A 25,079-nucleotide genomic window follows, 5' to 3' on the forward strand; every position below is an offset into this window, starting at 1 on the left:
GCATCCTAGAGCGGAGATCGTCCGCCGCGAAACCACGTCCAACCCTAGCCCGCGCGCATCTGCGCGAAGCAGATGCACGTGCATCCGGCCTTGCGAACGCACTTGATGACGAGCATGATAGCTGACAGACACGTACCGACTTGCTAACACAGCGTGCCGAAAAGTCAGACTGCTCGGCCGATGTGTGGCCCCCGACGCCCGGCTCATCCGGAAATGTGGAGGCACGCCCATGTCGAAGACGATGGCGTCCACGCCCACCGTCACCCCGCCGCAGCGTGACCCGGCCGATGTGGCTCCGTCCGAGAGCTACCGCCCGGCCGATCCGGTGTGGGTCTATCGGGACGGCTGGCGCGCCGGCGTCATCGAGGCGTCTTCTCCCCGCGCCGTAACCGTCACCTACCGCCCACTCGGACATCTCGGCACCGGCGTCGACACGTTCACCGCCCCCTACGTGACGTCCCGCCTCGACAACGACCCCACGCTCGATCACCGGGGTCTGCACCTGGTCCGCCGCCACCCGCTCAACCGGGGGCCGCTGGCATGACCGGCGCTGTGACCGTTTCGGCGATAGTCGGCCTGCTCAGCCTCTTCTCCGGCGTGGCCCTCGGGTGGTACCTCCGCCGGACCAACGACTGGTGCCCGACCTGCGGGGAGCAGCTCACCTGCCACGGCACGTGTCACCAGCTGAGCCTGCGTTAGTTTGGAGCGCATGACGGCCGCGAATCTCTCGTGCGCCGCGCGCGACGCGGCCCTGTCCCGGGCATTCGAGTTCCTGGGCCGGCGGTGGAACGCCGCTGTCCTCGGCAAACTCCAGGACGGCCCGCTCGGTTTCCGTGAACTGTCCCGGACGATCGACGGTGTCAGCGATTCCGTGCTGTCGAACCGGTTGTCCTCGCTGACCGCCGCCGGGCTCATCGCCCGGACCGTCGACGCCGGCCCTCCGGTCACCGTCTCCTACGCCCTCACCGAGTCGGGGCGGGCGCTCATGCCGGCTCTGAATCAGATCGCCCTGTGGGCCGACCAGCACCTCACCTGAGCCGTTCACCCGGTGATCAGGTTCACGGGGCATTTCGTTGAAGGGGCAACTACTTTTTTAGAAGTGGATACTCTTTCTGAAGCACGCCCATCGCTGGACGCGGCCGGACGCGCGCTGCTCTTCACCGATGCGCGCACCGCCTCCTCGTTCGCGGCGACCCCGGTCACCGACGAGGAGCTCGCCGCCATCTGGGAGCTGGCGAAATGGCCGCCCACCGCGGCGAACACCCAGCCACTGCGCGTGCTCTTCGTCCGCACCGACGAAGGCAAGAAGCGGCTGATCTCGCACCTCAACGAGGGCAACCGGGCCAAGTCGGCGAGCGCCCCCGCGGTCGCGCTGCTCGCCCTCGACTCCGAATTCCACGAGCATGTGCCGGAGATCTTCCCGCACAACCCAGGGCTCAAGGACGTGTACGAGGCGAACGAGCCGCTGCGCATCACCAACGGCACCTTCAGCGCTGCGCTACAGGTCGGCTACTTCGTTCTGGCCGCCCGCGCGACCGGCCTCGCCGCCGGGCCGATGACCGGTTTCGACAAGGCCGCGATGGACGCCGAGTTCTTCCCGGACGGGCGCTTCAAGTCCCTCGCCGTGGTCAACCTCGGACACCCTGGTGAAAACGCTTGGCGTGACCGGCTGCCGCGGCTGTCCGCGTCCACGACGCTTCAGTGGGCCTGATCTTGGTTTCTGGCGGCCCGGCGGCGTTCCGCCGGGCCGCTTCTTACTTCTACTTCCAGGTGTCTTGCTTCTACTTCCAGGTGTCTTGCTTCTACTTCCAGGTCTCGCCGGTGAGCCGCTCGTAGACCTCGACATACCGGTTGCGGGTCGCCTCGACCACCTCGTCGGGGATCTCCGGGCCCGGCGCCGTGCGATCCCAATCGGTCAGCTGACCGGACCAGTCCCGCAGGAACTGCTTGTCCAGGTAACGCGGAACACTGCCCGGCGTCCACTCGTCGGCACTCCAGAACCGCGACGAGTCGGGCGTGAGCAACTCGTCGCCGAGCTTCAGCGTCCCGTCCTTCGCCAGCCCCACCTCGATCTTGGTGTCGGCGATGACGATGCCCTTGGCCGCGGCGACCTCCGACCCGCGCCGGTAGACCTCCAGCGTGACCCGGCGCAGCTCCTCGGCCAGTTCCGTACCGACCCGCTCCACGGTCTGCTCGAACGTGATCGGCTCGTCGTGCCCGCCCCCGACCGGTTCCTTGGTGCTGGGCGTGAAGATCGGCTCCGGCAGCTTCGACGACTCCACCAGGCCCGGCGGCAGCGCATTACCGGAGATCGGTCGCCCCGCCTGATAGTCCCTCAGCCCCGAACCGGCCAGGTACCCCCGGGCGATGCACTCCACCATGACCATGTCGAGGCGCTCGCAGCGGATGGCGCGGCCCTGCCACTCGGCCGGCACATCGGTCGACGAGATGACATGGTTCGGGATGACGTCGGCGAGCTGCTCGAACCACCAGAGCGACAGCTGGGTGAGGATCTTGCCCTTGTCCGGGATCGGCGTGGGCAGGATGACGTCATAGATCGAGATCCGATCCGAGGTGACGAGAAGCAGTTCTTCCCCGTCGGCATAGACGTCCCGGACCTTGCCGGAGTGCAGGAGCTCCACGTGAGCGTTCCCCTTGGTCGAGGCGGTTAACGGTCTGGCCCAACGCTATCGAGTACGTGGTCGCAGCATGACGCCAACCTGTGTTCGCAGTGCTCCCCACCGCAGTTGCGGATCGGAGCCACCAGCAGGCACCACTTACATGCCGGAGAACAAGCCTCGGTGATAGGCCAGATTCTCGATGTTGATCTTATGCCCTGGCGCAGTCCGGAGCGCCCCTCGATGCGGGTAGCTCGATCGGATTCCGAAGTCGTCGTTGACCACGATCTCGCCGTTATCGAAGAGGACGTGGCAGTTCGGACACAGGCAAAGCAAGTTGTCAGCGGTATCCGTGCCCTCATGCGGTCGGCCGACTGGTCGGATGTGAGCCCCTTGGGCGTATCCACGACCGGCGATCACCAAGCGGATGTCACAAACCTGGCATCGATGCTCGTGGAGATCCTTGACCGCTCGGGACAAAGCCTGCAACCGCTGTAGACGAGCAACCGCTGTGACCTTTCGGCCCGGAGCGGCATTACCCCTCGGCAGGTCGACCAGATCCGTGATCCGGACGTCTGCGCCAAACTCGTTGCCAGACTTCACCAGCCGGTAGCGGCAAATCATGAAGCCGCTCCGCCCGCGCTCCGACCAGTAGCTCTCCACGTGGAACAGACCGTCGTATCGGTAGCCCGAATCGGCACGGCGGATCACGCGCACCGGCACCTGATCGACGTGGCTGGTGACCAGAGCCGCGTTACCTGATGCACTGAAACTCTGGTCAGCGACCTGGCGACCGGTCGCCTGGTCTCGTCCGCCATGGCCGGTATAAACGATGACGTCGCCGTCATCCTCGTCGTCCTCATATCCGCCTGAGACGACGACCGACTCGGCGCCCCTTTCCCCAGTTCCGACGATGCCGGCTTGTCCATTGCGGTGGACGCCGTGTCTCATCAGCTCGGCACGATCCTTGAAGGTCGCCCCGACAGGGAACCCGGGCACCTCTCCGAAGCCGGCGTAAATTCCGAAGTACTCCCGCACGAGGCGCTTCTGCCGATCCGGAAGTCCCTCTACCGCCAGCTCTGCGAACTGCTCGAAGTTGGCCTGGTCAGCCAGCGTTTGGTAAGCACCTTCAGTAAGGCCCAGAAGCGGATTGCGTTCATCGAGCCAACGATCGGCGCCTACGCCACTTCCCGGTGGCTCTGACCCGGTGAACCTGAAGTCAACGATGGGTGAGTTGCTCAAACCTAAAAGCCGTTGCGCGACGGTCTCACCGTCGATGCTGTCTCCCAGAGCCGCGACGATCTCTGTGATCTGCGCACGGGCGTCGTGCCATGGCGCCACCCGTTCTTCGCCTCGAAAAGCTCGCTGCGCAGCCCAGATCAGCGCGGCCGGTTGGTGCACGGACTTCGTTCCCCGTGGCCGCTCTCGTCGAATCTGTTGGAGAGCGGCGGCAATTTCGTTGATGTTCACTACAACATCCCTAAGTCCACCGAAACGACCGTCGGTGATCAACAATTCAAGATCCGTGATCTTAGGTTGTTGAGCCAGCCGGCACGTTCCCGTGCGCCCACCGAACCGAACGACGAAGCCGCCCCGTCGCAAGCGACAGGGCGGCTCTCATCAGTCAGGTGCGGAAGCTCAGGCGGGCTGCTGAACCGCACGCCCCAGGACGAAGCTAAGGTTCAGCGACCGCCCCTTCACGCGGGCCAGGGCCACCCCACCCGCCACGGCCGCGGCCGTGGTGATGGCGCCGGCGACCATCAGGGCGCCTCGGCCGCCCAGGGTGTCGCAGAGCCAGCCGACGGCCGGGGCGCCGAAGATGCCGGACAGCGAAGAGACGATTCCGACGGTGGCGAGGACACGGCCGCGCATCGCCTCGTCCGTGTCCAGCTGGATGCGCGTCGAGACGACGGTGTCGAAGATGACGGCGCCGGCCGCGATCGGCAGGATCAGGGCGGCGAAGCCGAGCACGTTCGGCGCGAGGCCGGAGGCGAACTGCAGGACGCTGATCATGAAGCCGGTGCCGAGCAGGACGCGCAGCGTCGAACGACCCGAGCCGGCCAGCACCAGGCCACCGGCGACCGCACCGACCGCGAAGACCGTCGACAGCAGGCCGTATGAGCCCGACGAACCGCCCAGCGGACCGGAGACCATCGCGGCCATCGACACCTGGTAGTTCCGGCCGAGCGAGCCCAGCACGAACGACAGGGCCAGGACGATCAGCACGACCGGCTGCCGCAGAACGTATCGGAAACCGGCGATGACCCCACCGTCCGAAGGGGACGCCTTGGTCAGGGCCCGCATTTCCCCGGTACGCATGGCCAGCAGAGCGAGAATGACACCGACGTACGAAATCGCATTGATGAGGAACAGCACCGAGGGGCCGGTGATGCCGATCAGGACACCGCCGAGCGCCATTCCGCCGATCCGGCCCGCCGAGCTGAGGACGGAACCGAGAGCGAGCGCCGACGCCAGCGCCTCCCGCGACACCAGCGATGATCCGAATCGGCCAAGCACCGGGCCCTCGAAGGAGCTGATCACGCCGGACATCAGCGCCACGCCGTAGATCATCCAGTTGCCGTGCAGCGGGAAGACCAGGGCCAGTGCGAGCAGAGCACGGATGATCTGGCATGCGACCAGCATCGGGCGCGCCGGAATCCGGTCGGCGAGCGCGCCACCCCAGCTGCCGAGCAGCAGCACCGGCAGCGACTGGAGCATGACGACCGCACCCATGGCAGTGGCCGAACCGGTCACCGACAGGATCACCCAGTTGAGCGCGAGCACCTGCATCCATGTACCGCCCACTGACACCAGGTCAGCGGCCGCCCACAGACGGTAGTTGCGCTCTTTGAGTGGTGCGAACATCGGAGCCAAAGCGGCGATACCCCCGGAAGAGACAAGCGATTTCGCCTATCCCTTCGGACCGGGCTCGCGTTCCGCTTCGCCCATTCGGCCGAGTGCACCGCAACAGCAACTGCCTGGTCACCCTTCTGCTTCGGTACGCCGACAGCACCATGTTTGCAACTAACGTCGAACCGAGAATGCCACCAATTCGGAATTGCGCACGCCGTAGACCGTCCCGCCGGAAACGATGAGCGAACCGTAGGCGGCCGCCCTCAGCGTCTTCCCGTCCGACGCCCGCAGCACCACGCCACCGGCATAGACGAGCCCACCGGCCCGAACCGGCTGCCCGGCCTCCTCACCGAGCCGAGCCGACCAGACCCGGCGCCCGTTCCGCACATCCAGCGCCTCGACGGTTCGCGAGGAAGCCCGATAAATCCGACGCCCATCCACCGCAACCAGCGCCCGTCCAAGATCCGAGGAGGGGCCGCCATCCCGCAACGCTCCAAGATCCGAGGAAGGGCCGCCATCCCGCAACGCTCCAAGATCCGAGGAAGGGCCGCCACCCTGCGACACTCCAAGATCCGAGGAAGGGCCGCCACCCTGCGACACTCCAAGATCCGAGGAAGGGCCGCCACCCCGCGACACTCCAAGATCCGAGGAAGGGCCGCCACCCCGCGACACTCCAAGATCCGAGGAGGAGGAGGAGGAGGAGGAGCCACCACCCCGCGACGCTCCAAGATCTGACGCGGGGTCGGCGACCGGTGAACGAGCGGGACCGGCGACGGACCAGAGGACGGCCCCGTCGGTCTCGTCCACGGCCAGCAGACGGCCCCGCGCGTCGGTCACATAGAAGAGGCCGTCGAAAGCCGCCTCAGCAGCCCAGTTCTCCAGCCGGCTCCACCGCAGCGAACCATCGAGAACAGAGATCGCTGAGGTTCCGCCGTCCGCCACCCCGAACCCGTCGGTCTTGCGCATCATGATGAAGCCGTTGAGGGATACGCCCGACGAGGACCAGCCCGCTTTCGACCAGAGCGCCTTCCCGTCCGACGCCCGGTATCCGGCGACCACCTCTTCATCCGACGGCGACCACCCGGAGATCACCACGACGCCTTTGTCCACGACGACGGATCGGACGGGGGTGTCCAGCTCGATTTTCCAGCGAGCCTTTCCGGTGGCCAGGTCGAGGGCGGTGAGCTGACCGTCCGGGTCGCTCTGCGAATTGCAGTCACCGTTCGCGGCGATCAACAGCCCGTCGCTCACGGCGAGCGAAGGCGTCAGGTTGTCGTCCGGCCAGTCCCAGTCGAACTTCCAGCTCGGCTTGCCGTCCGTAATCGAATAGGCCGAGATTCCGAGCTTGTCGGTGGTGACGGCCCGCCCGCCGGTGACCAGCGGTCGCGAGAATCCCGAGCAGCTCGCCTCGATGTCGCGCAACGGCACCGACCAGCGGCGGGTGAGCCGGCCCACGCTGCCCTCGTTGATCACCGACTCGGCCGGGTTGTAGTAGCTGTCCTCGGCGTCGAAGCCGGGGTGTTCCCAGCTCGGAGTAGCCGCGGTGGCCGGGCCGGGAGCGATCGCCACGAACAGGATCGAGGCGAGGACAAGGGTATGAAAGCGCACGAAACCATGAAAACAGGACGACCCACCGTTCCCCTGGTGGGCCGCCCTGTGTCTGTGAAAGAAATCAGCTGTTCAGCAGCTTGAGCATCTGCTGCACCTGGTCGGCGCGGGACTGCTTGACCCGCTCCGCGAGGGCCTTCGCCTGCTCGTTGCCGCCCTTGTCGAGTTCCAGCGTCGCGAACTCGATGGCACTCTGCTGGTGACCGAGGAAGAGGTTGATGAAAGCGGTCTCGAAGTCCGCCTTCTTGATCTTCCGGAGTCCCGCGATCTCCTTCTCGGTGGTCACCGGCAGACCACCGTGATCGGCGTGCAGGCTCTCCCTCTCGTCAAGCTCGATCGGCTTGTCCCACTCGGTGAGCCAGTTCTTGATCATCGTGAGTTCGTCGGTCTGCGTGAGCTCGACGGCCTTCGCGAAGTCGACGATCTCCTGGCGCTTCGCCCGCTCCGCAGCGAGGGCCACCATCTCCAGCCCTTGCTCCTCGTTGTCGGCGAGCATCTGGAGGAACATCACGTCGGTGTCGTTGAAGGTCGACCCTGCGGTGATCTCGGCGACCGACTTGATGTCCTGGGTCTGCGCCTGTGCCGGCTTCGAGGAGACGGCCACGGCATCCTGGGAGGCGGCGGTGCCACACGCGCCGAGCAGGAACGGCGCGGTCAGGGCGAGGGCTACGAACCGGCGCTTCACAGCGGCAGCCAGAGGGCGAGCGTGAAGATCGACGGCTCCCAGCTGCGGATCGAGGAGTGCGCCTGGCGGCACTTGTACGAAACGCCGTTGTACGTCACCACGTCATTGACCTTGTAGGAGACTCCCGGCGCCCACGCGGTCCCGTTCGCCGGGGAACCGGTCGACGTCGGGGCAGCCGTCGTGGTGCTGGTCGGGGCCGTCGTCGGCGCGGTGGTGCCCGGGGCGGTGGTCGGAGCCGTGGTCGGCGCGCTGGTGGTGGGCGCGGTCGTCGGCGCGGTCGTCGGCGCGGTGGTGGTCGGCGAAGTAGTCGGCGTCGTGGAGGATCCGCCGCCACCGATGTTCAAGTCCACGCAGTTGTAGAAGGCGGCTGCCGTATCCCCGATGTTCCACACCGCCAGGACGGTGTGCTTTCCGGAGAAGCCACTGAGGTCCACCGTGTGCGAGACGGTGGCGTTCGGGATCTGGTTGTTGTCGTTGAACGTGGCGACCTCGGTACCGTCGACCGAGTAGACCCAGGTAGCGGTCCGGTGCCGGGCGGTCAGGACCCAGTTGAACGTCACCGACTTGCCGACGCTGGTGGCCGGCCAGTTCTTGGATTCGTCGTTCAGCACCGTGAAGTTGGCGTTTCCACCGTTGCATTGCGAAGACCCCTTCGGAGCCTCGACACTCTGCGGCTCGAACTGGATGGCTCCACAGTCCGTGACCGCGCCGGCGGCGCAGAGCGCCTGACGGCTCGGGGGCGAGGACACGTATCCGTGCGCCAGGGCGGGTGACGCGACAGCGACGGTCGAAGCAGCGACCATCCCGAGGGTAGCCAGCGGGTAGGCGATCTTCCTGCGCATGTCAGCTCTCCGAACATGTCGTCCTGGCAGTTACGAGCCAGAACGTTAGGGAGAGCCGCCATAACGGATCCTTAAAGCGACCGAAAACCCTTATGAAACCGCGCGACGACGGCGGCGGGGCTGGGGTTCGGGCTCGGCAGGGGCCTGATGCAGCAGGAATCCGACGCGGGCGCCGCCGAGCGGGCTACGGTCGATCACCAGTTGCCCACGGACAGTCTCGGCCGCCCGGCGCACGATGTCCAGACCCAGCCCGGTCGAGCCGGCGCCGCTGAATCCGCGCTTCACCGCGTTCTCCGGGTCGGGGATCCCCGGCCCGGCGTCGTCGACGAGCAGGCCGCTGCTGGAGACGATCACCCGGAACGCGACCCCGTCCGGCGTGTGCGAGAAGACGTTGCCCAGCATGGCGTCCACCACCAGGATGACGTCGCCGCGGGACATCGGGATCATCACCGGCTCGTTGCCGCCGACCACCTCCCACGGGCGCTCCTGGTCCTCGGCCAGCACCGACCAGAACGCCAGCCGGTCGGCGAGCGCCTCGACCAGGTCGGTCTGCTCGGTGCCACGGGTCTCGACGCCCAGCCGGGCGCCCGTGATGATCGCCTCGAGTTCCTCGTCGAGCAGGTCACAGGCCTGCCGCATCCGCTCGGCGATCGGGCCGGGCGGCATCGCCTCGACGTCGAGGCGCAAGCCCGTCAGCGGCGTACGCAGTCGGTGGGAGAGGTCCGCGGCCAGTTCGCGCTCGCGGTCGAGGAGCCGGCGCAGATCGTCGGCCATGGTGTTGAAGTCCCGGGCCGCGTCACGCAGTTCCCGCGGGCCGGTGGGGGTGATCCGCTCGTTCAGCTCGCCGCCGCCCAGCCGCCGGGTCGCCGCCGCGAGTTGCCGGGTGGACTTGACCAGCTGGCTGCCGAGCCGGTCGGCGAGCAGGACCGAGCCGCCGACCAGGACGATCGCGAGTCCGCCGAGGGCGAGCCAGGCCGACCACACACCACGCCGGGTCTCCGCCTCGGGCACGAAGACCTCGACCACGACGGTACGACCATCGGTCAGCACCGTGGGCTGCAGATAAGCGATGCCGCCCGGTGCCTCGGCCGTCGCCGACCGGCGTTCCTGCGCGGCCCGGCCGACCGTGGCGTCGTTCAGGTGCGAGATCCCGATCGGGTCGAGGCCGGGCAGGTGAACGGCGAGTTGTCCGGCGCTGCCGGCCGCGGTGCTGGCCACCGCGTTCGTCAGCTCGGTCAGATCGCTGTTCACACCGAGCACCGTCACCATCGAGGTGGCCTGCTGGCGCGCTTCGGAGATCGCCCGGTCGTAGGCGATCTGCCGGGTCGCGACGGCGAGCGGCACCAGGAACGCCAGGGCGACCATCGAGGTGATGGCGAGCGCGAGACGATTCAGGGCCCATCTCATTGGGGATCCACCATCATCACGCCGACTCCTCGGACGGTGTGCAGGAAACGCGGCTTGGCGGCGGTCTCACCGAGCTTGCGGCGCAGCCACGAGATATGGACGTCGATGGTCTGCTCCTCGCCGATCCGGGCCTGCTGCCAGACCTGGTTCATCAGCTCACGGCGGCTGATCACCTGGCCCACCCGCTCGGCCAGGTACGCGAGGACGTCGAACTCCCGCCGGGTGAGCTGCAGCGGCTCACCTCGCAGCTCGACCCGCCGCTGCCTCGGCTTGATCACCAGCTCGCCGACCGTGATGGCGTTCGGCTGCTGCTGCTCGATGGTCCGCGCCCGGCGCAGGACGGCCGAGATCCGGGCCAGGATGTGCCCGCCGGAGAACGGCTTCGTGACGTAGTCGTCGGCGCCCGCCGAGAGCAGTGCGATGATGTCCGCCTCGGAACGCCTCGCTGTGGCGACGATCACCGGGACGTCGGAGACCGTACGCATCATCCGCAGTGCGTCGGTGCCGTCGATGTCGGGCAGCCCGAGGTCGAGAATGACCAGGTCGGGACGCTCCTGGGTCACGATCCGCAGCGCCTGGGCAGCCTGGCCGACCGGGCGCACGACGTGCCCGGCATCGGTCAGCGCACGGGTGAGCGCGGCCGTGATGATGCGGTCGTCCTCGACCAACAGGATCATCGCCATGGCGGACAGAATAGGGGCAGGTGAGAGGATGCCACTCGTGCGATCTTCCAGGTGGGTGCCGATAGCCGGGTGGTGCCTCGTCACCGCGACCAGCATCGTGATCTCCTCGGTCGCGCTCTCACCGGTGCTCAACGCGGCGACTCCGGACGTGGGAGCGCTTCCGGATCTGGGCCGCGTGCCGGCCGCGGAAGTGGCGGTCACCACGACGACCGAGACGCCGTCACCGGCGGCGACCCGGCCGCCCGCGCCCTCCGAGGAGGAGTCGGAGACCGCGACGGCCGAGCCGAGCAGGACCTCCCGCAAACCCTCGTCGAAACCGGCGACGACCGATCCGACGACGCCGGCGACCACGAAGCCCACGACGGCGCCCACCTCCAAGCCGGCGACCACCACCGAGGACGGCTGGACGGTCACGACCGGCGAGGACGGCCTCAAGACGTACGTGAAGACCTTCACCACCGAAGGCGGCCGCGCCGTCCTCAAGATGGTCAGCAACGGCACGGTCTTCCTGGTCACCGCCACTCCGGCGGATGGTTACACGGTCCAGAAGAACGGCTCGGACACCAACCTCGCGGTCTATTTCAACGAGACCGGGCACAGCTTCATCATCCACGCTCAGTGGTTCAACGGTTCACCCTTGGTCGAAGTCAGCGAGGTCGGCGAGTGACACGGCAAGGGTTTTCCCTGATTCGGTGAAGTTCATCGATGCATAGCGTCTGCGTCAATTCATCCCACGCCTGCCCGGACACCCCACGGGCGGGAAGGAGCACGCAGCGTGAAAACCCGAACCCCCGTAGTCATCGCCGTGACCGCCGCGACCGCGGCAGCCTCGGCGATGGTCTGGATCACCGGCCCGGCGACCGCCCAGCCGGTGAGCCCGTCCGCGCCCGCCGAGGCCGCGGCCGAGTCCGCTGCCGATCTGGTCGCCGCCGAGCCCACCACCCTGCAGACCAGTGACGGCGAGGCCTACGTACAGAAGCCGGTGATCTCCACCGACAAGCTGCAGTACGTGCCCTACGAGCGCACCTACAAGGGACTTCATGTGGTCGGCGGCGACTTCGTCGTCGTGACCGACCACGCCGGCAACACCAAGTACACGTCGGTGGCGCAGAGCAGCCCGATCGGCGAGCTCGCCGTGACGCCCAAGCTGACCGCCTCGGACTCGGTCGCCATCGCGAAGACCGAGCTGAAGACCGTCAAGAACGTCGAGGGCACCAAGCTCGTCGTCGTCACCACGACCGGAGACCCCACTCTGGCCTGGGAATCCACCATCAACGGCACGAGCGCCGAGGGCATCAGCCGGCTCACCGTCGACGTCGACGCGGCCACCGGCGAGGTCATCCGCACCTACGAGCACGTGACCGACGTGGCCGGCACCGGCACCGGCTGGATCACCGGCTCGGTCAGCCTGGACACCACCCTCTCGGGCAGCACCTACAGCCTGAAGGACCCCGGCATCGCGTCGCTGACCTGCCAGGACTCGTCGACGAACACGACCTTCAGCGGCACCGACAACGTGTGGGGCAACGGCACCGGCACGAACAAGGAGACCGGCTGCGTCGACGCGTTCTACTCGGCGCAGAAGGAGAAGGGGATGCTGTCCAGCTGGCTGGGCCGCACCGGCTTCACCAGCAGCGGCGGCGCCTGGCCGATCCGGGTCGGGCTGAACCAGCAGAACGCGTACTACGACGGCACCCAGGTCCAGATCGGCAAGAACACCGCTGGTCAGTGGATCGCCTCGCCCGACGTGGTGGGCCACGAGATCGGCCACGGCATCGACGACAACACTCCGGGCGGCATCTCCGGCAACGGCACCCAGGAGTTCGTCGGCGACGTGTTCGGCGCGGCCACCGAGGCGTACGCGAACAACCCCAACGACCCCGCCGACTACCAGGTCGGCGAGGAGGTCAACCTGGTCGGCAGCGGCCCGATCCGGTACATGTACAACCCGTCGCTCGCCGGCGACGACAACTGCTACTCCAGCAGCACCCCGAGCCAGGAGGTGCACGCCGCGGCCGGCCCTGGCAACCACTGGTTCTACCTGCTCGCCGAGGGCACCAACCCGACGAACGGCCAGCCGGCCAGCACCCGGTGCTCCGGCTCCGGCGCGATCACCGGTGTCGGCATCCAGACCGCCACCAAGATCATGTACAACGCGATGCTGATGAAGACGAGCAGCTCGTCGTACCTCAAGTACCGCACCTGGACGCTGACCGCCGCCAAGGCCCTGGACAGCACCTGCGGGCTCTTCAACACCACGAAGGCCGCGTGGGACGCGGTGAGCGTGCCGGCCCAGACCGCCGACCCGACCTGCTCCACCACGACGACCTCGCCGACCGCCTCGCCGAGCACCTCGACGACGACGTCACCGACCGCCTGCACCGGCACCAACGGCACCGACGTGTCCATTCCGGACGCCGGCGCGGCCGTCTACAGCAACGTCACGATCAGTGGCTGCGCCCGCAACGCGTCGTCGACCACCAAGGTCGCGGTGAACATCGTCCACACCTACCGGGGTGACCTGCGGGTCGACCTGGTCGCGCCGGACGGGACCACCTACAACCTGAAGGCGACGTCGAGTTCGGACAGTGCCGACAACGTCAACACCACGTACACCGTGAACGTCTCCGGCGAGGCGGCGAACGGCACGTGGCGGCTCAAGGCCCAGGACGTGTACTCCACCGACACGGGCTACATCAACACCTGGACGCTCACCGTCTGATCCCACCGGGGCCGCTGAGAGTGATCGAGGCGGCCCCGATGATCACCACAACATCACATTAGGTCCGGAGACCTGCCGTCGACGGCAGGACCGGACCTAAGGTGCGTTCAAGCTGAGGAGGATCGAGCGTGACGTACGGAGTAGCGGTACCGGGACGGCCGACGGGTGTGCTGGCCGACGTCTGGGGACGGTCCGTGGTCCGCGATGTGGTCCTCACCGTCGGCGCCGCGAGCGCCGTCGGTCTCGCCGCGCAGATCTCCATCCCGGTTCCCGGCTCACCCGTGCCGATCACCGGTCAGACCTTCGCCGTCGTCCTCGCCGGCGCGGCCCTCGGCGCCTCCCGTGGCGCCGTGGCGATGCTGCTCTACGCGATCGCCGGCGCGCTCGGCGTCCCGTGGTTCGCCGGCGGCGCCTCCGGCTGGCCCGCCGCGACCGGCGGGTACCTGATCGGGTTCATCCTGGCGGCGGCCCTCGCGGGTCAGCTCGCCGCTCTCGGCGCGGACCGCCGGCCGGTGCACACCGTCGGGCTGATGGCCGCCGGCAACGCGCTCATCTATCTGGTCGGGGTGCCCTGGCTCGCCTTCGCGACGGGCATGGATCTCACTGCCGCGGTGGCCGCCGGGCTGGTTCCCTACCTGATCGGCGACGTGCTGAAGACGTTCCTGGCCGCGGCGTTCCTCCCCGGCGCCTGGAGTCTGGTCGGCCGGCGAGCCGACGCCGCACCCGACCGCCGCTTCTGACCCACGAGATCACCGGCCGTACGGATCGGTGATCTCCCGTAGCAGCGTCAGCGACTCCCGTAGCGCGCCCATCCGCCGTCTCCCCAGGTGGTCGGCCCACTCCTGCTCGACAGCGGTGACCACGGCGCCCGCCGCGACCTGAGCGGCCCGGCCACGCTCCGCGATGCGGACGAGACGAGCGCGCGCGTCGGACGGATCGGGAACACGCTCGACGTAGCCCGCCCGCTCCAGTTGATCGACCAGGAACCCGGCGGTCTGCTTGGTCACCTGCGCCTGCTCGGCGAGCTCGACCAGCCGCGTCCCACCCGGCCCGATCCGCTGGAAGATCCGCGCCTGCGCGAGCGTGATGTCGTCGAACCCGGCCGCCGCGACGCCCTCCAGCACACGTCGCTCCATGGACCGGTAGGCGATGAACATCAGCAGAGCGGGGTTCAGCTCGTCTCGCGCCATGTGATGAATCCTTGCACATTCCGTCAGCTTCTCTGACCATAATAGTCAGATAATCTGACTGAATCGGAGGGGTTCCGATGGATCAGGACGAGATCTGGTCGGCCATCACCGCACGTCGGCTCGCCGTGGCCGGCCTGCTCGCGAGCCTGTCGCCGGCCGAATGGGAGACGCCGTCGCTCTGCGCGGGATGGCGGGTGCGCGACGTCGCCGCCCATCTGGCGCAGACGCCGCAGCCACCGGGCCCGGCAGCGATGCTGGCCGGCGCGATCCGGGCCGCCGGCCGGTTCGACAGACTCAACCACGACATGGCCGTCAGCTGGGCCCGCCGTCCGCCCGCCGACCTGGTCGCCGAGCTTCGCGAGCACGCCGATTCGCGCCGCCTGCCGTTCGTGACGAACGAGCGCAACGCCCTGTTCGACGTCGTCGTGCACGCCCAGGACATCGCGATCCCCCTCGGCCGCGCCCTGCCGACGCCACCCGCAGCCGCCGTCGCTGCCGCCGAGCGGATCTGGGAGATGGGCTGGCCTTTCTGGGCCGCGAAACGCTTCCGAGGAGTACGCCTGACCGCCACCGACGCCCCCTTCACCGCCGGCACCGGCACCGAGCGGAAGGAGCCGATCGACGCGTTGCTGCTGCTCATGACGGGTCGCTGAGTTTCACACAGGCTGTGCACACAGCCTGTGGATAACTCGAACTGATGTTCGAATGAGCTAGATGTCCAAGCTCTCCTCGATCCGCTTGAGCCGGTGACGAGCGAGCGCGAGGTTCGCCCGGTCCTTGTTCAGCGCGAGGTAGAGGAACAGGCCCTGCCCCGAGCGCCCGGTCAGCGGGCGGAGCAGGTGGTACTGCGTCTCCAGGGTCACCAGGATGTCCTCGACGTTCTCGCGCAGCCCGAGCATCTCCATCGTGCGCAGCTTCGCGCGGATGACCTCGGTGTTCGCGGCCGCCGCCACGGTCAGGTCGAAGTCCTTGCCGCCCCCGGCGATACCCAGCGCCATCCCGCTGCCGCGGTCGACGAGTGCGGCGCCGATCGCGCCGTCGACCTGCATCGCGTCCTTGAGGGCTACGTCCATGTCCGGCATCTCGGGTCCTCCCACGTCCTTTGGTCTGACCGAGACTGCTGGACGCCGGCCGGAAACGATCGCACACGATGTCCGCTTCGGACGGACGCCCCCGTGAAAAGTTCTCCTGAAGAAGATCGGCCGACTTGCGGATTTCTGCAACTCCGAATGTGCGAAAGCGCCGTAACCGGTGCCTCCTGAAGAAGTTGGGCTTACGTGTCAGTGCCGCTCTACCAGGCGAAGGCCGAGATGTTCCGGACTCTCGGTCATCCGGTGCGGATCCGCGTGCTCGAACTGCTGCAGGACGGGCCGAAACCGGTCCGGGACCTCCTCGCCGAGATCGACGTGGAGGCCTCGAACCTGTCGCAGCAGCTGGCCGTCCTTCGCAGGGCCGGCATCGTGGCGTCGTTCCGGGACGGCGCCCTGGTGATGTACGCGCTCAGCACCCCGGACGTCGCCGACCTGCTCGCGGCGGGCCGGCGCATCCTGGGTGCGGTGCTGACCGATCGAGACGGCCTGCTGGTGGAACTCCGTGCTACTGGTACTCCACGCGCTCGCAGCCGGTGACCGTGTCCTCGCCCTCCCAGGCCAGGCATTCGTCGGTGTTCAGCCCGCCGTCGAGCCGGTCGGCGGCGGAATCGCCCGGCTCGAAGAGGTAGTCGTTCCCGGCCTCGCCGTAGAGCGCGTCGGCGCCGTTCCCGCCGTGCAGTGTGTCGTTGCCGCCGCCACCGCGGACGATGTCGTCGCCACCCCGCCCGGTCAGGTCGTTGGCGTAGCCGTTACCGGTGATCCGGTCGTTGCCGTCGGTGCCGGTGATGATCTCGACGTCGGTGCCGACGGTGTCCTTCTCGCCCGGCTGCCCGTCGTCGCCGATCGCGCCGTCCAGGTCGACGATCACTCCGGTGGTCCGGAAGTCGTAACTCACCCAGTCCTTGCCGGTGCCGCCGAGCATGATGTCCGCCTCGAACTTCGCACCGAACGGGTCCTCGCCGTTCAGCTCGTCGTCCCCGGCGCCACCTTCCAGGCGGTCACGACCCTCGTCGCCGTAGAGGTCGTCGTCTCCACCGCCGCCACGGACCGTGTCGTTGCCGGGACCGCCGTACAGGATCTCCGAGCGGGACGTACCGGTGATCACGTCGTGGCCGTAGCCGCCGGTGATGCTCTCGAAGTCGGCGGTGATCGTGTCCCGCTCGCCCTTGGCGCCGTCGTCGCCCTTCACGCCGTCCGCGTCGATGGTGACCCCGACCTGATACGACTGGTAGGAGATGGAGTCCCAGCCGCTGCCGCCGGAGTAGTGGTCGGCGCTCTTGTGATCCCACTCGTCGGCGCTGATCCGGTCGCCACCCGTGCCGCCGTAGAGCTTGTCCACGCCGACGTCCCCGGAGATCTCGTCGGTGCCCGATCCGCCGTAGACGTTGTCGTTGCCGACCTCGCCCATCAGGATGTCGTTCCCGGACTGGCCGTCGATGGCGTCGTTCCCGGATTGACCGTTGACGATGTCGTGGCCGGCGCCACCCCAGATCCTGTCGTTGCCGTAGCCGCCCATCAGCAGGTCACCGCCGGCGCCGCCACGGAGCTTGTCGTTGCCGGACCGGCCGTTCAGCATGTCGGCGAGCGGGCCGCCGGTCAGGCTGTCGTCGCCGGTGCCGCCGTCCACGTCGATCCGCACCTTCGCCTTGTTCACCAGCGAGTCGTTGCGGTCGTTCAGGAAGGCGTAGAGCCGGGTCGGCGCCTTCTTGGTGGTGCACCTGACCTTGGTCTTGTCGCCCTTGACCGCCTTGCAGCCCTTGCCCGCCTTGATCGCGACACGGTCGTCGATCGTGACAGTCCGGCCGGAGAGCGTGAAGACGACCTTGTTGGTCTTGCCCTTGGCGGCGGTGAATCTGATTTTGGTACCGGAAGCGGATGCCACACCGGTGGAGGCGGCAGCAGCAGCCGGCGACGCGAGGACGCCGGCGGAAAGAGTCGTAATGAGGGTCAAGCCGACCCGGGACCACCAAACGGAGCGAAACACGATGGATCCTCCCCTAAGGATCCGGCGGCATCGATGCCTGGCCGGACCCAAGATCATAGGAGGGTGTGTCTCGCCCCGCTGTCCCGTGTCAGCTGCCGAAACTCGCGTGGTACGACGCCGCCATGTCCTCGTCGCCGTGACCCAGCTCGGCGGCCCGGCGGAAGCGTTCCGCCCCGGCGGCGGCGACATCCATCCGTACGCCGTGGCTCTCACCCGCGGCGACGATGAGCCGGGCGTCCTTCTCGGCGGTGACCACCGCGAAGCTCGCCGGCGAGAGCCGGTCCTGGAGGATCGCCTCGCCCTTGACGCGCAGGTAACCCATGTCCAGCGGACCGCCGCCGATCACGCCGAAGAACTGCTCGGGGTCGACACCGAGACCCTTCGCCAGCGCGAGCGCCTCGGCGACGCCGTGCGTGGCCGCCAGCACCCAGCTGTTCGCCACCAGCTTGAGCCGGGTGGAGGGTCCGGTAGCGCCGTCCTCTCCGGTCCACAGGGTGCGCGCACCGACCGCCTCGAACACTGGTTGCACCACGGCCCGGTGCTCGGCGGGACCGGCCGCCAGCACGGTCAGCTGACCGGCCTCGGCGGGCTGCCGGGTGCCGAGAACCGGCGCGTCGAAGAACACCAGGCCCTGCTCCTCGGCGAACCGGGCCAGTTCCTCGACCGCCTCCAGGCTCACCGTCGTCGACTGAACCCACGCGGCGCCGGTCTGCAAGCCGGGCGCCGCCTCCCGGATCACCTCGAAGACCGCGTCGCCGTCGTAGAGCATCGTCACGATCACATCGGCGGCGCTGACGGCGTCGGCCGGCGAATCGGCGATCGTGGCGCCGTCGGCTTCGAGCGCCTCGGCCTTGTCCCGGCTCCGGTTCCAGACGTGTACGACATGCCCGGCCTTGACCAGATTGCGGGCCATCGCGGCCCCCATGATCCCGGTTCCCAGAACTGCAACGGTGAGTCCAGTCATGTCCCCATTCTCTCCGATCGGCCGTTCCCCGAGGGTGACGGACCGCCGGTGCCGCCGGCGGAACGCGCCGGGCGGGAGGCCGTCAGAACCGGTGCGCCACGAGGCGGTTTGGTTGTGGCTGGGGACGGGCGTTTACTTCGTACAGATAAAAAAGGGGGTGCTCGTGGCGGGGATCGACACACCAGCGGGATACACCGGTCTGCAGCGGATCAGGATCGGCGCCGAGGCGGACACCTATCGGGCCTGGGACGAGCGGGCCGGCAAGCAGGTGGCGCTGCGGCTCTTCCACAGGTTCGTGAGCGGGCGCGCCGAGGAGGCAGCGTTCGCCGCCTACTGCGCCACTGCGATCGGGCTCGGCCGGCATCCCGCCATCATTGAAGTCAAAGCCGGTGGGGTGACCGCGACCGGCCGGCCATGGCTCGCGTTCGAGAACCTCGACGGGCGCACCCTCGAAGAGGTCCTGCGCACCGATCCGCCCGGCCCGGCCGAGGCGATCGAGCTGGTCATCACGCTCGCCGACGCGCTGGCCTGGGCTCACGCGACACGTCCGCCGCTGACGCACGGCCGGCTGCGCGCCGAGCACGTCCTGATCGGCGACGACGGCCTCCCGCGGCTCCACGACTTCGCGCCGCAGCGCACCGCCGCTCCCCGCGACGACATCACCAACCTGGCAGCCCTGCTGTTCCGGGCCCTGACGGGCCATCCCTGGCCGGACGCCGACGACCGGATCATCAGCCTGTGGCCGGGTCTGACGGGGTTGCTCGACGAGACCCTCACGCCCGTGCCGGCGATCGACAGCATGGCGATCTTCGCGGGCCGTCTGCGCCAGGTCGTCGCCGACACGGCAGACTTCTGATGAACTCGTCGGGTGAGCCGTTACGAAACGATGGAATACCGCCGCAGCGGACGCAGCGGCCTGAAGCTGCCCGCCGTCTCGCTGGGCCTGTGGCACAACTTCGGTGACGACCGGCCGCTGGAGACGCAGCGGGCCATTCTGCGCCGGGCCTTCGACCTGGGGATCACCCACTTCGACCTGGCGAACAACTACGGGCCTCCGTACGGCTCGGCCGAGGAGAACTTCGGGCGGGTCCTCGCCACCGACTTCGCCCGCCACCGGGACGAGCTGGTCATCTCGACGAAGGCCGGATACGACATGTGGCCCGGCCCGTACGGCGAGTGGGGTTCGCGCAAGTACCTGACGGCCTCGCTGGACCAGTCGCTGAAGCGGATGGGCCTGGACTACGTCGACGTCTTCTACTCGCACCGCTTCGACCCGGACACCCCGCTCGAGGAGACGATGGGCGCGCTGGACGCGGCCGTCCGGGCCGGGAAGGCGCTGTACGTCGGCATCTCCTCCTACTCGGCCGAGAAGACCGCCGAGGCCGCCGCGATCCTCCGCGACCTCGGCACACCGCTGCTGATCCACCAGCCGTCGTACTCGATGCTGAACCGCTGGATCGAGGGCGATCTGCTGAACACCCTGGAACGGGAGGGCGCCGGGTGCATCGCGTTCTCGCCGCTGGCCCAGGGCATGCTCACCGATCGGTACCTGGACGGTTCGGTGCGGCCCACCCGGGGCTCGTTCTTCGCGGAGTGGCTGACCGACGAGAACCTCGGAAAGGTGCGGGCGCTGAACGCGATCGCCTCGCGCCGGGGTCAGAGCCTCGCTCAGATGGCCATCGCGTGGGTGCTGCGGGATCCTCGGATGACGTCGACGGTGCTGGGCGCCAGTAGCGTCGAGCAGTTGGAGGCGAATGTGGCCGCTCTCTCCGGGCCGGCGTTCTCTCCGGAGGATCTCGAAGAGATCGACGAGCACGCCACCGAATCCGGGATCAACCTCTGGGCGAAGTCAAGCGGCTACTGACACCCGGTAGCCGTATCGGTGCAGCATGGGCAGGGCCAGCGCGGTCACCGCAAGCCGCGGTCCGGTGCGCTGGTCCGCCCGCCACCGCTCGTCCGCCCGGAGCGCGATCTCGCCGGTGCGGAACCGGCTCGGATTCCCGGAGACGGTGTGATTGGGTTCGAGCCGCACCGTGCTGTCGTCCAGAAACGGGCTCTCCGTCACAGGAGTCCCGCTGAACTCCAGCAGCTCTTCGACGGTTCGGCGCGGCGCCGCGGCGAAGTCCTCGTACCGCAGCATCCGGTGCCGGTTCGGGTAGGCGCGGTAGAGGCGCTCGGCGAACGCGTTCCAGACCAGCCAGTGCATCGTGCTGTCGGCAGGCTTGTGCTGCTGCATGAGCTGCGGCTTCGGCCGGTCCAGCTGCGGGGTGGGGCGCATCCACGAGTGAGTCACCGCCCGCGGGTCCCGGACCATGTGCAGCAGGTACGGCTCGACGCCGCGCATCCGGGGCAGCAGCGCCGCACCGGACGGCACCTTCGACGAGTCGACGATCAGCTTCGCCCCGGTCACCTCGCCGATCGCGTGGTAGAGCCGGGCCAGCAGGCGGCGGTACTCCTCGCCCTCGTCTGTCAGCGGCCCGCTGGCCAGCGACGGCGTGTGCCGGACCCGGGTGATCCGCTTCTGCAGCTCGTCGACGGCCTCGGGATCGGGCTGGTCGCTGCCGTACGCCACGTCGAGGATCTCGGCCCACAGCTCGCAGGCGGCGAACCGGGCGCCGCAGCCGCACTTGCGCTTCTGCACCAGGCCGCGCCGCCAGAGGTAGAACAACTCGCCGGTGGAGAAGACGTTCTCGTACGAGTTGAGGATGTTGTCGACGATGGTCGTGCCGCTACGGCCCCACCCGACTATGTACAGCACCTTCACCATGCCGCGGATCCTCGTGACGGTGGTTGGGGCTGCGCTTTGCCCTTGCTGTCAGCGACATTTGAGACATGGCCTTCGACGAGACACTCGCTGCCCGGATCCGGGACGCCCTTGCCGACAGCGACGGCGTCACCGACCGGCGGATGTTCGGCGGGATCACCTTCATGCTGAACGGCAACATGGCCGCCGGCGTCATCGGCGACGATCTGATCGTGCGGCTCGGCGCGGAGGAGGCGCCGGCCGCGCTGGCCGAGCCCGGCGTACGGGTCTTCGACTTCACCGGCCGGCCGATGCGCAACTGGGTGGTGGTCGACGGCCACCGTCTCGACGACCACCACCTGCGCGACTGGCTGCGGAAAGGCCTCGACTACGCGGGCTCGCTGCCGCCGAGGTAACTCGCGACGGTCCTCGCCAGGATCTCCCGTCCGGGCAGCTGCCAGAGCTCCTCGTTCATCACCTCGACCTCGATCGGGCCGGTGTACCCGGCCTTCTCCACGGCGGTGTGGAACGCGGGCATGTCGACGCAGCCGTCGCCGGGCAGCCCTCGGCCGGTCAGCACACCGGCCGGCAGCGGAGTCACCCAGTCGGCGAGCTGGTAGATGGCGATCCGCTCACCGGCCCGCTCGATCTTGTCGAGGACGGTGTCGTCCCACCACAGGTGGTAGGTGTCGACGGTGACGCCGACCTGGCCGACCGGGTGCTGCTCGGCGATCGCCATCGCCTGGTCCCAGGTGCTGATCACACAGCGGTCGGCGGCGTACATCGGATGAAGTGGCTCGATCGCGAGCGTGACCCCTGCCGCGGCGGCGTGCGGGACGAGCTGCGCGATCGCGTCGGCGACGTGCGCGCGGGCGCCTTCGAGATCTTTGCTGCCCGGTTTCAAGCCGCCTGATACCAGGACGAGGACGCTCGTGCCGAGAGCAGCGGCCTCGTCGATGGCACGGCGGTTGTCGTCGAACCAGTCCGGCGCCTGGAAGAAGCCGCTGCGGCAGAGCGTCGTCACCTCCAGCCCGGCGTCGCGGACCAGTGCCGCGGAGCGCTCCAGCCCGTACTCCTGGACCGGCTCACGCCAGAGCGCGACCTTGTCCACCTCAGCCTCGACCAGGCCCTTGACCAGGTCGGTCAGCTCCCAATGCTTCGCCGTGATCTGGTTGAAGGAGAACCTGCTCATCCCACCGCCACCTTGAAGAAGCTGTTCGCCCGCGCGGCCGCGAGCTCCGGGTCGGCGATCAGGCCGGCGGCGTCGGCCAGCTCGATCAGCGCGGCGAAGTGCGGCACCGAACGACCTGACTGCAGGCCGCCGACCATGGTGAAGTGGTCCTGGTGGCCGTTGAGCCAGGCGAGGAAGACGATGCCGGTCTTGTAGTAGAAGGTCGGCTTCTCGAAGATGTGCCGCGAGAGAGGAACGGTCGGCGCGAAGATCCGGTCATATCCCTCCAGATCGCCGTCGTCCAGCGCCTTGAGGGCCGCTGCGGCCGCCGGGGCGATCGCCGCGAAGATGCCGAGCAGCGCGTCCGAGTACCCCAGCTCGTCGCCACGGATCAGGTCCGGGTAGTTGAAGTCGTCGCCGGTGTAGAGCCGGACCCCGGCCGGCAGCCGTCGGCGCAGCCGGATCTCGTGATCCGCGTCGAGCAGCGAGACCTTGACACCGTCCACTTTGCCGGGATTGCCGGCGATCAACTCCAGGACGACCTCGGTGGCCTTGTCCACGTCGGACGAACCCCAGTAGCCTTCCAGCGCGGGATCGAAAGCGGTCCCGAGCCAGTGCAGCACGACCGGCTTGTCCGACTCATCCAGCAGTTGCCGATAAATGCTGAGATAGTCATCAGCGTCCCGAGCGGCTGCCGCGAGGTGACGGCTGCACATCAGCACCGGCACGGCGCCCGCTTCGGCGACATCATTCAATTGCTCCTGGTACGCCGAAAGCACCCGTGCGAGCGTCGCACCCCCGGGAGCGAGCTGATCCGTGGCTACGCCCGCCACGATCCGGCCGCCGGCCGACGCCGCCTCCGCCGAGCTACGCCTGATCAGCTCCCTGGTCGCGGTGTAGTCGAGGCCCATGCCCCGCTGGGCGGTGTCCATCGCCTCGGCCACACCGAGCCCGTGCTCCCACAGGTGGTGCCGGAACTTCAGGGTGGTGTCCCAGTCGACGACGGCGGGCGCGCCGGGAGCGTTCCCGGCTCGCGGATCCGCTACCACGTGAGCTGCCGCGTACGCGACCCGACCGGTCGGCGGACCGGCCGGCTTCTCCCAGGTCCGGGCGGTCAGGGTGAGCTTCCGCCCGTCGGGCAGGTTCACCGTCGCCATGTCAGGCGGTCCCCAGTTCGATGCGGCGGCCCTCGCTCGCCGACTGGAGACCGGCCTCGGCCAGCCGCACGCCGCGGGCGCCGGACGCGAAGCCCCAGTGGAAGCGCTCGCCGGCCACGACGTGCCGCAGGAACGCCTCCCACTGCACCTTGAAGCCGTTGTCGAACTCCTCGTTGTCCGGCACCTCGGTCCAGTGGTCCCGGAACGACTCGGTGAGCGGCAGGTCCGGATTCCAGACCGGCTTCGGCGTGGTGGCCCGGTGCTGGATCTTGCAGCCGCGCAGGCCGGCCACGGCGCTGCCGAGTGTGCCGTCGACCTGGAACTCGACCAGCTCGTCCCGGTTCACCCGGACCGTCCACGACGAGTTCAGCTGGGCGATGATGCCGCCCTCCAGCTCGAAGATCGCGTAGGCGGCGTCGTCGGCGTCCGCCGCGTACGTCTCGCCGCGCTCGTCCACCCGGCTCTCGATGTGCGTGGCCGTCGTGCACTGCACCGAGCGGACCGCGCCGAACAACTCCTCGAGCACGTAGTTCCAGTGCGGGAACATGTCCATGACGATGCCGCCGCCGTCGGCCAGCCGGTAGTTCCACGACGGCCGTTGCGCGGCCTGCCAGTCGCCCTCGAAGACCCAGTAACCGAACTCGCCGCGCACCGACAGGATCCGGCCGAAGAAGCCGCCGTCGATGAGCCGCTTCAGCTTGCGCAGGCCGGGCAGGAAGAGCTTGTCCTGGACGACGCCGCTGCGGATGCCCGCCGCGTCGGCCAACTCGGCGAGTTCCTCGGCGGCGGCCGAGCTCTCGGCGAGCGGCTTCTCGGTGTAGACGTGCTTGCCGGCGGCGATGGCCTGCCGGATCGCCTTCTCCCGCTGGGCGGTCACCTGCGCATCGAAGTAGATCTCCACGTCGGGGCGGGCCAGCGCGGCGTCGAGGTCGGTGGTCCACTCGGTGAGGCCGTGCTGTGCCGCGATCGACGCGAGCTTGTCCGGGTCGCGCCCGACCAGGATCAGCTCGGGCCAGATGTGCCCGCCGCCGGCGAGCGGCACGCCACCCTGGTCACGGATGGCGAGGAGGGAGCGGACCAGGTGCTGCCGGTATCCCATCCGGCCGGTGACACCGTTGACGACGATGCCGATCGATCTACGCGCTGCCATGCGGGATTCCCTTCGAGGCTAGAGGAAAGCGCTTTCCTGCTGCTCGTAGCGTAGGCCGCCGATCCGCTTCCGGACAAGAGGCATCCCACGCCGCAGCGCACCCTCCTCCGGCTGCGGGCCCCTGCGGCGATCAAGACCGCGACAGCGGGAACCGACGGCCGAGGCATTTGCCAGCGGCTATTTCCAGAGAGGCGTTTCCGCAGGTGAAAGA

At 68.3% G+C, this 25,079-nt stretch carries 28 protein-coding genes; 12 read left to right on the top strand and 16 right to left on the bottom strand.

The features are described 5' to 3' along the window. The first annotated feature begins 229 nt into the window (after positions 1-229). The 4 genes from EP757_RS09505 (at position 230) to EP757_RS09515 (ending at position 1,711) form a co-directional block, all read left to right on the top strand. Positions 230-544, top strand: a complete 315-nt coding sequence (locus tag EP757_RS09505; protein ID WP_127543974.1) for a hypothetical protein — start codon at positions 230-232, stop codon at positions 542-544. Continuing rightward, positions 541-699 (top strand): hypothetical protein, encoded by a 159-nt coding sequence (locus EP757_RS43225; protein WP_174262372.1) that lies wholly within the window; start codon positions 541-543, stop codon positions 697-699. Before EP757_RS09505 ends, EP757_RS43225 begins: the two co-directional genes overlap by 4 nt. A gap of 10 nt (positions 700-709) precedes the next feature. Beyond that, positions 710-1,036: a helix-turn-helix domain-containing protein gene (locus EP757_RS09510; RefSeq protein WP_127543976.1), complete on the top strand. Its 327-nt coding sequence runs from the start codon at positions 710-712 to the stop codon at positions 1,034-1,036. Positions 1,037-1,099: 63 nt separating this feature from the next. After that, entirely contained in the window at positions 1,100-1,711 is a 612-nt protein-coding gene (locus EP757_RS09515) for a malonic semialdehyde reductase (RefSeq protein WP_127543978.1), read from the top strand. A gap of 91 nt (positions 1,712-1,802) precedes the next feature. On the opposite strand, the gene EP757_RS09520 is transcribed toward EP757_RS09515, so the two are convergent. The 8 genes from EP757_RS09520 to EP757_RS09555 form a co-directional block, all read right to left on the bottom strand. Continuing rightward, positions 1,803-2,642 (bottom strand): phosphoribosylaminoimidazolesuccinocarboxamide synthase, encoded by an 840-nt coding sequence (locus tag EP757_RS09520; protein ID WP_127543980.1) that lies wholly within the window; start codon positions 2,640-2,642, stop codon positions 1,803-1,805. A gap of 135 nt (positions 2,643-2,777) precedes the next feature. Continuing rightward, positions 2,778-4,088, bottom strand: a complete 1,311-nt coding sequence (locus EP757_RS43790) for a YDG/SRA domain-containing protein (RefSeq protein WP_232050438.1) — start codon at positions 4,086-4,088, stop codon at positions 2,778-2,780. A 168-nt stretch (positions 4,089-4,256) separates the two neighbouring features. Further along, complete coding sequence (locus EP757_RS09530; protein WP_127543982.1) at positions 4,257-5,483, bottom strand: MFS transporter; 1,227 nt, start codon at positions 5,481-5,483, stop codon at positions 4,257-4,259. Positions 5,484-5,642: 159 nt separating this feature from the next. Further along, complete coding sequence (locus EP757_RS09535) at positions 5,643-7,079, bottom strand: PQQ-binding-like beta-propeller repeat protein (protein WP_127543984.1); 1,437 nt, start codon at positions 7,077-7,079, stop codon at positions 5,643-5,645. Positions 7,080-7,143: 64 nt separating this feature from the next. Beyond that, positions 7,144-7,764: a DUF305 domain-containing protein gene (locus tag EP757_RS09540; protein WP_127543986.1), complete on the bottom strand. Its 621-nt coding sequence runs from the start codon at positions 7,762-7,764 to the stop codon at positions 7,144-7,146. Next, entirely contained in the window at positions 7,761-8,606 is an 846-nt protein-coding gene (locus tag EP757_RS09545) for a lytic polysaccharide monooxygenase (protein ID WP_127543988.1), read from the bottom strand. Before EP757_RS09545 ends, EP757_RS09540 begins: the two co-directional genes overlap by 4 nt. 90 nt (positions 8,607-8,696) lie before the next feature. Further along, complete coding sequence (locus EP757_RS09550) at positions 8,697-10,013, bottom strand: HAMP domain-containing sensor histidine kinase (RefSeq protein ID WP_127543990.1); 1,317 nt, start codon at positions 10,011-10,013, stop codon at positions 8,697-8,699. After that, positions 10,010-10,696, bottom strand: a complete 687-nt coding sequence (locus EP757_RS09555; protein ID WP_111654219.1) for a response regulator transcription factor — start codon at positions 10,694-10,696, stop codon at positions 10,010-10,012. Before EP757_RS09555 ends, EP757_RS09550 begins: the two co-directional genes overlap by 4 nt. A gap of 28 nt (positions 10,697-10,724) precedes the next feature. Between EP757_RS09555 and EP757_RS09560 the strand changes: the two genes are divergently transcribed. From EP757_RS09560 to EP757_RS09570, 3 genes are all read left to right on the top strand, one after another. Continuing rightward, positions 10,725-11,363: a DNA mismatch repair protein MutL gene (locus tag EP757_RS09560; RefSeq protein ID WP_232050439.1), complete on the top strand. Its 639-nt coding sequence runs from the start codon at positions 10,725-10,727 to the stop codon at positions 11,361-11,363. Positions 11,364-11,471: 108 nt separating this feature from the next. After that, entirely contained in the window at positions 11,472-13,418 is a 1,947-nt protein-coding gene (locus tag EP757_RS09565; protein WP_127543992.1) for a M4 family metallopeptidase, read from the top strand. Positions 13,419-13,546: 128 nt separating this feature from the next. Then, positions 13,547-14,158 (top strand): biotin transporter BioY, encoded by a 612-nt coding sequence (locus EP757_RS09570; RefSeq protein WP_127543994.1) that lies wholly within the window; start codon positions 13,547-13,549, stop codon positions 14,156-14,158. Between the two features lie 9 nt (positions 14,159-14,167). Here EP757_RS09570 and EP757_RS09575 read toward each other — a convergent pair whose 3' ends face one another. Continuing rightward, positions 14,168-14,608 (bottom strand): MarR family winged helix-turn-helix transcriptional regulator, encoded by a 441-nt coding sequence (locus tag EP757_RS09575; protein ID WP_127543996.1) that lies wholly within the window; start codon positions 14,606-14,608, stop codon positions 14,168-14,170. 77 nt (positions 14,609-14,685) lie between these two features. On the opposite strand from EP757_RS09575, the gene EP757_RS09580 reads away from it, so the two are divergent. Further along, positions 14,686-15,261, top strand: a complete 576-nt coding sequence (locus tag EP757_RS09580) for a maleylpyruvate isomerase family mycothiol-dependent enzyme (RefSeq protein WP_127543998.1) — start codon at positions 14,686-14,688, stop codon at positions 15,259-15,261. Between the two features lie 57 nt (positions 15,262-15,318). Here EP757_RS09580 and EP757_RS09585 read toward each other — a convergent pair whose 3' ends face one another. Next, positions 15,319-15,690 carry a hypothetical protein gene (locus EP757_RS09585; protein ID WP_127544000.1) on the bottom strand — a complete coding sequence of 124 codons (372 nt, stop codon included), beginning with the start codon at positions 15,688-15,690 and terminating at the stop codon, positions 15,319-15,321. A gap of 195 nt (positions 15,691-15,885) precedes the next feature. On the opposite strand from EP757_RS09585, the gene EP757_RS09590 reads away from it, so the two are divergent. Beyond that, entirely contained in the window at positions 15,886-16,236 is a 351-nt protein-coding gene (locus EP757_RS09590; protein ID WP_127544001.1) for a helix-turn-helix transcriptional regulator, read from the top strand. On the opposite strand, the gene EP757_RS09595 is transcribed toward EP757_RS09590, so the two are convergent. Next, a complete protein-coding gene (locus tag EP757_RS09595; protein WP_160165770.1) occupies positions 16,205-17,683 on the bottom strand; it encodes a calcium-binding protein in 1,479 nt (492 codons plus the stop codon). The genes EP757_RS09590 and EP757_RS09595 overlap by 32 nt on opposite strands. An 88-nt stretch (positions 17,684-17,771) precedes the next feature. After that, positions 17,772-18,647: an NAD(P)-dependent oxidoreductase gene (locus EP757_RS09600; protein ID WP_127544005.1), complete on the bottom strand. Its 876-nt coding sequence runs from the start codon at positions 18,645-18,647 to the stop codon at positions 17,772-17,774. Positions 18,648-18,810: 163 nt separating this feature from the next. Here EP757_RS09600 and EP757_RS09605 point away from each other — a divergent pair, with 163 nt between their 5' ends. Then, positions 18,811-19,503 carry a phosphotransferase gene (locus EP757_RS09605; protein ID WP_127544007.1) on the top strand — a complete coding sequence of 231 codons (693 nt, stop codon included), beginning with the start codon at positions 18,811-18,813 and terminating at the stop codon, positions 19,501-19,503. 30 nt (positions 19,504-19,533) lie between these two features. Further along, positions 19,534-20,511, top strand: coding sequence for an L-glyceraldehyde 3-phosphate reductase (gene mgrA, locus EP757_RS09610; protein WP_127554166.1), 978 nt, complete (start codon positions 19,534-19,536; stop codon positions 20,509-20,511). Here the strand turns inward: mgrA and EP757_RS09615 are convergent. Then, entirely contained in the window at positions 20,497-21,414 is a 918-nt protein-coding gene (locus tag EP757_RS09615) for a sulfotransferase (RefSeq protein WP_127544009.1), read from the bottom strand. The genes mgrA and EP757_RS09615 overlap by 15 nt on opposite strands. Positions 21,415-21,479: 65 nt before the next feature. On the opposite strand from EP757_RS09615, the gene EP757_RS09620 reads away from it, so the two are divergent. Further along, positions 21,480-21,806 carry a TfoX/Sxy family protein gene (locus EP757_RS09620; RefSeq protein ID WP_127544011.1) on the top strand — a complete coding sequence of 109 codons (327 nt, stop codon included), beginning with the start codon at positions 21,480-21,482 and terminating at the stop codon, positions 21,804-21,806. Here EP757_RS09620 and EP757_RS09625 read toward each other — a convergent pair. From EP757_RS09625 to EP757_RS09635, 3 genes are read right to left on the bottom strand one after another with little or no spacing between them, the layout of a single operon-like run. Next, positions 21,779-22,582 carry a sugar phosphate isomerase/epimerase gene (locus EP757_RS09625; RefSeq protein ID WP_127544013.1) on the bottom strand — a complete coding sequence of 268 codons (804 nt, stop codon included), beginning with the start codon at positions 22,580-22,582 and terminating at the stop codon, positions 21,779-21,781. The two genes, EP757_RS09620 and EP757_RS09625, sit on opposite strands and share 28 nt — an antisense overlap. Continuing rightward, positions 22,579-23,718: a dihydrodipicolinate synthase family protein gene (locus EP757_RS09630; protein WP_127544015.1), complete on the bottom strand. Its 1,140-nt coding sequence runs from the start codon at positions 23,716-23,718 to the stop codon at positions 22,579-22,581. The genes EP757_RS09625 and EP757_RS09630 overlap by 4 nt, the downstream gene beginning before the upstream one ends. Position 23,719: 1 nt before the next feature. After that, a complete protein-coding gene (locus EP757_RS09635; protein ID WP_127544017.1) occupies positions 23,720-24,868 on the bottom strand; it encodes a Gfo/Idh/MocA family protein in 1,149 nt (382 codons plus the stop codon). Positions 24,869-25,079: the final 211 nt, after the last annotated feature.

It is taken from the genome of Actinoplanes sp. OR16 (assembly GCF_004001265.1).
Taxonomy (GTDB): domain Bacteria; phylum Actinomycetota; class Actinomycetes; order Mycobacteriales; family Micromonosporaceae; genus Actinoplanes.